General features: G+C 72.6%; 6 protein-coding genes. 2 read left to right on the top strand and 4 right to left on the bottom strand.

Going from position 1 to position 7,016, the window contains the following annotated elements; genetic code table 11:
* Positions 1-1,169: MFS transporter (locus VIG79_RS04225; RefSeq protein ID WP_331882531.1), on the bottom strand; the 1,169-nt coding region annotated here is incomplete at its 3' end.
* Positions 1,170-1,281: 112 nt separating this feature from the next.
* Here VIG79_RS04225 and VIG79_RS04220 point away from each other — a divergent pair.
* Positions 1,282-2,274, top strand: a complete 993-nt coding sequence (locus VIG79_RS04220) for a phosphotransferase family protein (protein ID WP_331882529.1) — start codon at positions 1,282-1,284, stop codon at positions 2,272-2,274.
* 25 nt (positions 2,275-2,299) lie between these two features.
* The gene (locus VIG79_RS04215) at positions 2,300-2,860 is read left to right on the top strand and encodes a type II toxin-antitoxin system PemK/MazF family toxin (RefSeq protein WP_331882527.1); all 561 of its coding nucleotides are present in this window, start codon (positions 2,300-2,302) and stop codon (positions 2,858-2,860) included.
* Between the two features lie 87 nt (positions 2,861-2,947).
* Here the strand turns inward: VIG79_RS04215 and rpsT are convergent, their stop codons facing one another.
* The 3 genes from rpsT to VIG79_RS04200 all read right to left on the bottom strand — a co-directional run bounded on the left by rpsT (position 2,948) and on the right by VIG79_RS04200 (position 6,926).
* Positions 2,948-3,208 (bottom strand): 30S ribosomal protein S20, encoded by a 261-nt coding sequence (rpsT, locus tag VIG79_RS04210; protein ID WP_331882525.1) that lies wholly within the window; start codon positions 3,206-3,208, stop codon positions 2,948-2,950.
* A gap of 155 nt (positions 3,209-3,363) precedes the next feature.
* Complete coding sequence (gene holA / locus VIG79_RS04205; RefSeq protein ID WP_331882523.1) at positions 3,364-4,323, bottom strand: DNA polymerase III subunit delta; 960 nt, start codon at positions 4,321-4,323, stop codon at positions 3,364-3,366.
* Between the two features lie 299 nt (positions 4,324-4,622).
* A complete protein-coding gene (locus VIG79_RS04200) occupies positions 4,623-6,926 on the bottom strand; it encodes an ATP-dependent DNA helicase (RefSeq protein ID WP_331882521.1) in 2,304 nt (767 codons plus the stop codon).
* Positions 6,927-7,016 lie beyond the last annotated feature (90 nt).

Below are 7,016 nucleotides of genomic sequence, written 5' to 3'. Positions count from 1 at the left end.
GCCACGGCGAGGATCGCGCCGACCCGGCTGGGCCACTCGTACCCGAGACCCGCCGCCAGCACGACGCTGCCCAGCCACGCGCCGAGCGCATTGGCGACGTTGAGCGTGGAGTGGTTCAGCGCGGCGGCCAGCGACTGGCCGTCCTGGGCGACGTCCATGAGCCGGGTCTGCAGCAGCGGGACGAGGATCGACGGCAGGAACCCCAGCGCGAACACCATCACCAGGGCCAGCCCCTGGATGTGGGCGAGCGAGCCGAAGATGGCCAGCATCACCGCGATCGCACTCAGCGAGACGATGATCCCGCGGAGCACACCCAGATGGGCGACCCGGCCGGAGACCAGCATGCCGCTGACCATCCCGACGCCGTAGATCGCGAGCACGATGGGCACGAACGCCGCGGGGAACCTCGACAGCTCGGTCATCGTGGGCGCGATGTAGGAGTACGTCGCGAACATCCCGCCGAACCCGACCACCCCGATGAGCAGGGCGAGCCACACCTGGAGCCGGGTGAGCGCGGTCAGCTCCCCGCGCATCGAGGCGGCACCGTCGAGGGGCTGCCACGGCACCCAGGCCCAGAGCGCGAGAACCGTGAGGACGCCGATGCCGCCGACGACCCAGTAGGGCGCCTGCCATCCGACGTGCTGGCCCAGCATCGTCGTCAGCGGCACGCCGACGACGTTGGCCGCACCGAGGCCGATGAGCATCATCGCGACCGCCCAGGTGCGGCGCTCCTTGGGAACCATCGACGCGGCGACCAGCGAGCCGATGCCGAAGAACGCGCCGTGCGGGAACCCCGACAGGAAGCGCGTAAGCATCAGCCAGCCGTACTCCGAGACGAAGCCGGAGGCGGCGTTCGCGACGGCGAACCACACCATCAGCCCGATGAGGACCGTCTTGCGGCGCATCCGGGCCGCCAGCACGGCGATGAGCGGGGCGCCGATGACGACACCGAGTGCGTAGGCGGAGACGTAGTGGCCGGCCGTGGGGATGTCGGTCCCGGTACCGGCGGCGACCTCGGGCAGCAGGCCCATGGTGACGAACTCGGTCGTCCCGATGGCGAACCCGCCGACCGCCAGGGCGAAAAGGGCGCGGCCCGCGCGCGTCGGGCGGGCGGTGGCGGTGGTGGCAGTGGTGGCGGCGATCTGGGCGGGAGTCAGCGTGTCGGTCATGGTTCTCTTCGGTCGCGTTCGGGTGAGCGGCAAAGGTCCGCGCTGACCAGGGGCAGTGCTAGGCCCAACAAACGGCGTGCCTCGGACCTTCCCGTGGCCCGACACTCGTCGAATGACGTTGCCGCCGGCCCCCTCGGTCAACTACACCGACACGTCCCGGCGCCCAGCGTGGTCGCAGCTCCCGGGAGCGGTCCGCGACGTGGTCACGCGGCTCGCCGGAGATGCCGTGGTCAGCGCGAGCGCGCCGGTCGGCAGCGGGTTCACCGGCGCGTACGCGGGGACCGTGACCCTCGCCGGCGGCAGCAGGGTCTTCGTCAAGGCGGGCGCCCCGGACCAGCCGCACGTCGTCGGGGCGCTGGAGCAGGAGGCGGTCGTGCTTGCGGCGCTGCCGCGTGGGGTTCCGGCCCCCACGATCCTCGGGTTCGCGTCGGTGGACGGGTGGAGCCTGCTGGTCCTCGGGGTCGTCGAGGGCCGGATGCCCGGTCAGCCGTGGACGCCGGCCGAGGTCGAGGCTGTGCACCGGGCCTGCCTGGTGATGGCCGACGTGGGCACGCCCTGCACGGTCGGCGACCCGGCGCTGGGTCGTGCCCTGTCGACCGACACCGAGATCCTCGCGGTGGCACGGACACTCGCCGACGGCTCGTTCGTCGACGGCCCGGAGCTGCCCCGGTGGCTGCCCGGACACCAGGCGCGGGTCGCCGAGCTGGTGCTGAGCGCCGAGGGGCGGTTCGACGGCGACACGCTCTGCCACGGCGATCTCCGGCCGGACAACCTCCTGGTGTCGGTCGACGAACCGGCGGTCGCGACCGTGGTCGACTGGAACTGGGTCGGCGCGGCCGCGGCGTGGGTCGACTGGGTCGGGCTGCTCCCGCTCATGGCGGCGCAGGGGGTCGACACCGATGCGCTGCTGGCGTCGTCCCCGCTCACCCGCGCTGTCGACCCCGACTCGGTCGACGCCTACGTGGCCACCATCGCCGCGTACATGCTCGGCGGGTACCGCGACGAGCCGCCGCCGGGGTGCACGCCGGCGTTGCGGCGTCACCAGCTGCTCATGGCGCACCTGTTCCTCGAGTTCCTCCGGGGGCGTCGCGGCTGGCTGGTCTGACGACGCAGGCGGCTAGGGTCGGGCCGTGGCAGAGCGAACGATCGACCGGTTCCGCGCGGCTGTGGGCCGGCTGCTGCGCGGCAGCAGCGCGTCCGCACCTTCGCGGCCCACTGCGCCGCGGCCCCCGGCGCCGACCAGTCGACCTGGGGGTGACCGAGGCTCACCTCCTCCCGAGGGCCATCGACGCTACCCCGGTGACTTCCGCGGCATACCGGCTGTCGCGTATGCGCCGAAGCCGGACGGTCAGCCCGACCCCGGCGAGATCGTCTGGACCTGGGTGCCGTTCGAGGAGGACAACTCGGTCGGCAAGGACCGGCCGGTGCTCCTCGTCGGCAGCGATGGTGACTGGCTCCTGGGCGTCATGCTGACGAGCAAGGACCACGACCACGACGCGCGCCGCCAGCACGCCGCGGGCCGGGAGTGGGTCGATATCGGCTCCGGCGGCTGGGACCGGAGCGGCCGCCCCAGCGAGGTGCGGGTCAACCGGCTCATCCGGGTCGACCCGGAGGCGATCCGTCGCGAGGGCTCGGTGCTGGCCCGGGAGCGGTTCGAGGAGGTGGCGTCGGCGATCCGGCAGGTGCACTAGCCGCCGGGCATACGACAGGCATACGAGAAAGGGCCCGTCACCTCGGGAGAGTGTGACGGGCCCTGTCGTATGCCGGCTGAGCGGTCCTCAGAGGGTCGCGGCCTTCTTGGCCATGGCCGACTTCTTGTTGGCGGCCTGGTTCTCGTGGATGACGCCCTTCGAGACGGCCTTGTCGAGCTTGGTCGACGCTGTCTTCAGGGCGTCCTGAGCGGCGGTCTTGTCGCCGGAGTCGGCCGCCTCGCGGAACTTGCGGATCCAGGTGCGAAGCTCGCTCTTGACCGCCTTGTTGCGCTCGGTGGCCTTCTCGTTGGTCTTGATGCGCTTGAGCTGCTGCTTGATGTTCGCCACGTACGTGAGTGCTTTCTTGGTCGGAAGTGTGTTGCCGTTAGAGGGCGGCAGGCGCGGAGCGCCGAGACACGAGTCGTGCGCACGACGACAAGCACACCGCCAGGCGCGCACGCAACTCATGAATCTACCAGCGGAGGGGGTCGGCCCCCAAAACGTCAGCCGTCGCGACGGGCCGACGTGATCGTGAGGACCGCCCGCTCGACGGCGAACACCGGGTCGCGGCCCCCGCCCTTGACCTCGACGTCCGCGGCCGCGACGGCCTGGATGGCCCGGCCGAGCCCCTCGGCGGTCCAGTGCCCCAGCTGCCGGCGAGCCTTGTCGATCTGCCAGGGCGCCATCCCGAGCTGCTTGGACAGCTGCTGCGAGCCGCCGCGGCCGGCCGACCCGACCTTGACCAGCTGGCGCAGCTGCGAGGCGAGGACCGCGACGATCGGGACCGGGTCGACGCCCGTCGCGATGGCGTGCCGCAGGAGCCGCAACGCCTCCCCCGTCTGGCCGGCTACCGCGGCGTCGGCGACCCGGAAGCCGGTCGCCTCGACCTTGCCACCGTGGTAGACCTCGACGAGCCGGTCGTCGACCACGCCGTCGGTGTCCTCGACGAGCTGGGTCACCGCCGAGGCGAGCTCGCGCGCGTCGCGGCCCAGCGCCTCGACGAGGGCGCGCACGGCCTCCGGGGTGGCCTTGCGGCCCTGCCGGCGGAACTCGTTGACGACGAAGTCGGTCTTGTCGCGGTCGGTCTTGATCGCGGGGCACTCGATGACCCTGGCCTTCTGCTTGGCCAGCGCGTCGAGAGCGCGCTTGCCCCGCTGGGCGCCCGAGTGGGTGACGATCAGGGTGACGTCGTCGGCGGGCAGCTGGAGGTAGTCGGTCAGGTCCTCGATGAGGTCGTCGGTGGCCTCGTCGAGGTGCTCGACCACGACCGCCTTGTCGCCGCCGAAGAGCGACGGGCTGGTATGCGTCGCCAGCTCGCCCGGCTGGTACCCGGCCGCGGCGAGGCGGATCACCTCGAGGTCGGGTGCGGTCTCCCGCAGGTCTCGCAGCGTCGCCGAGACCGCCCGCTCGGCCAGCAGCTCCTCGGGTCCACGGACCAGGACGGCCGTCGGGGGCGAGCTCACAGGCCCACCCTGTCACGATCGGACGACAAGGCCCTTTCGCCACCTCCCCGAGCCGCCGAGAGGCCGGCTTCGGCGGCTATCCGGGGCCCCAGAACGGCCGAGGTTGGCCTCTCGGCGTGGGTAACCGGCCGCTGTGCCATGCGGGCGGCCACGGTTGGCGCGCAGGGCGGTCATCTCGCGGGCCATGTCGCGGGCCATGTCGCGGGCCATGTCGCGCGTGCGGTCGTGATCGCGGCAGTAGCTGCGAGCTGACCTGCGACGGGACGAGTCGGAGGCGTCCTCGCCTGGTAGCGCCGCGCTCACGGGAAGAGCGTCGGCAGCCCTTCGTCGGCGGCCTCGGCCTCGTCGGACTCCGCAAGCGTCAGACCCAGCTGACCCAGCCGCGCCTGGATGGCGTCGACGGGGAGCTCGAGCTGGTCGACGACGTCGTCCAGGTCGACCCCCGCCTCGGCCGCGTCCCGGAGCGCCTCGTCCTGGCTCGAGGTCCACGCGTGCCCCACCGTGACGGCCGTCCGGGGCGATGGGGGTACCGGCGGAGGCCCGGCCACCGGACGGTGGTCGACGCCGGGTTCGAGCGCGTCGCCGCCCACCGCCGCGCCCTCCAACGCGCCGACCAGCCCACGGAGCGCCGGGTCCGTCACCGGCATCGGCGGCGGGGCCACCTCGTCGAGCCGCGTCAGGGCCGCGAGCACCAGCTCGCGGTCCGTTGTGGGCCAGAAGGGGGGCAGCGAGCGCTGGAGGAAGGTGGCATACCGGGCGCTGACCATCCGGGAGTCGAGGATAGCGACCACGCCGCGGTCGTCGGACCGCCGTACGAGCCGTCCCGAACCCTGCGCCAGCCGCAGCGCCGCATGGGTCGCGGAGACCGCCATGAAGCCGTTCCCGCCCATCCGCGCGATCGCCTCCGACCGCGCCGACGCGAGGGGGTCGTCCGGGCGCGGAAACGGGATCCGGTCGATGACGACGAGCTGGCACGACGAACCCGGCACGTCGACCCCCTGCCACAGCGTCAGCGTGCCGAAGAGGCAGGTCGCCGGCTCTCGAGCGAACTGCCGCACCAGTGTCGAGATCTGGTCCTCGCCCTGGCAGAGGATCGGGATCGCGGTGCCGTCCGAGGAGAACCGTGCCCGCAGCTGCTCGGCCGCGCTCTGCGCCGCTCGGGTCGACGAGAAGAGCCCGAGGGTTCGACCCCCGGCCGCCCGGACCAGGGCCTCGATCTCGTCGAGCACCTTCGGCGACGTCCCGTCACGGCCGGGAGCCGGGAGGTCGCGCGCGACGTAGACGATGGCCTGACGCTGGTAGTCGAACGGGCTCCCCACGTCGATCCCGCGCCAGTCGGGTGCGCCCTCGCCCCGCAGCCCGATGGTCCCCGCCACGGCGTCGAACGAGCCGCCCAGCTCCAGCGTCGCGGACGTCAGGACGCAGGTCCGCTCGGCGAACACCCGGTCGCGCACCAGCATCGCCACGCTCATCGGCGCCACGTTGAGCACCGGCCCGCGCCGAGGGTCGCGCCGCAGCCAGAGCACGTCCAGCTCGCGCCGTTCGAGGATCCGGGCCGCGTTCTCGTACATCTCGTCGATGCCCGCCCGGGCCACCTGACGTGACCCGTCGGCTGGCTCCCCCGGCGCCGGCTTCAGCTCCGACTGGACCGCCCTGGTCGTGTCCCGCACCCGGGTGAGCGCCAGGACCAACCCGTCGGACAGCGAGTCGATACGCCCCTCCTCGACCTCGGCGAGCACCCCTTCGAGCAGGTTCGCCGCGTCGGTCACCTCGTCCGTACCGTCGGCCAGCTTGGCCGCCTTCCGCGCCGCACTGGTCACCATCCCGCTGCTGACCTCGTCGGTGATCGTCGCCGTCACGCGGTCGACCAGCTCGTGCGCCTCGTCGATGACGAGAACGTCGTGCTCGGGGAGCATCTGTCGGTTCTCGAAGGCGTCGATGGCCATGAACGAGTGGTTCGTCACGACGACGTCGACGTCCTTGGCGGCCTCCCGCGACCGCTCCACGAAGCACTCGGCGATGACCGGGCACTTCCCGCCCAAGCACTCGTGCGCCGAGACCGACACCTGCCGCCAGGCCCGGTCGCTCACGCCGGGGACCAGCTCGTCGCGGTCCCCCGACTCCGTCGTGTCCGACCACTCCCGCAGGCGCACCACCTCGGCGCCGAGCCGCGACGCCGTCGCGCTCACCTGGTCGACCGCGAGCAGCGCATCGTCCTCGTCGGGGAACCCGCCCTCGAGCTTGTGCGCGCACAGGTAGTTGCGCCGCCCCTTGACCAGCGAGTAGGTCGGCCGCCGCCCGAGCAGCGGCGCCAGCGCTGCCGCGACCCTCGGCATGTCCCGGTCGACGATCTGGGCCTGCAGGGCCAGCGTCGCGGTAGCCACCACCGCCGGCTTCCCGGACTCCATCGCGTGCCGAACGGCCGGCACGAGGTACGCGAGTGACTTGCCGGTCCCGGTACCCGCCTGCACCAGCAGATGCTCGCCGGACTCCACGGCGTCGGCCACCGCGTGAGCCATCTCGACCTGGCCCGGTCGTTCGGTGCCGCCGACCCCGGCTACCGCCGCCTCGAGCAGAGCGTCGAGGTCGGCAGCCACCCGCAAAGCGTATGCCGCGCCGGTGTCACGCCCGCGCCCGTCCACAGCCCGGCGCGGCGGCCGTCCTCAGTGGTGTGCGTGCGACCGCGCGGCCCT

Origin of the sequence: Lapillicoccus sp. (genome assembly GCF_036559105.1) — a bacterium.
Lineage (GTDB): Bacteria > Actinomycetota > Actinomycetes > Actinomycetales > Dermatophilaceae > Lapillicoccus.
Note: the sequence above shows the minus strand (reverse complement) of the source record. Positions and strands in the feature narration are given on the sequence as shown.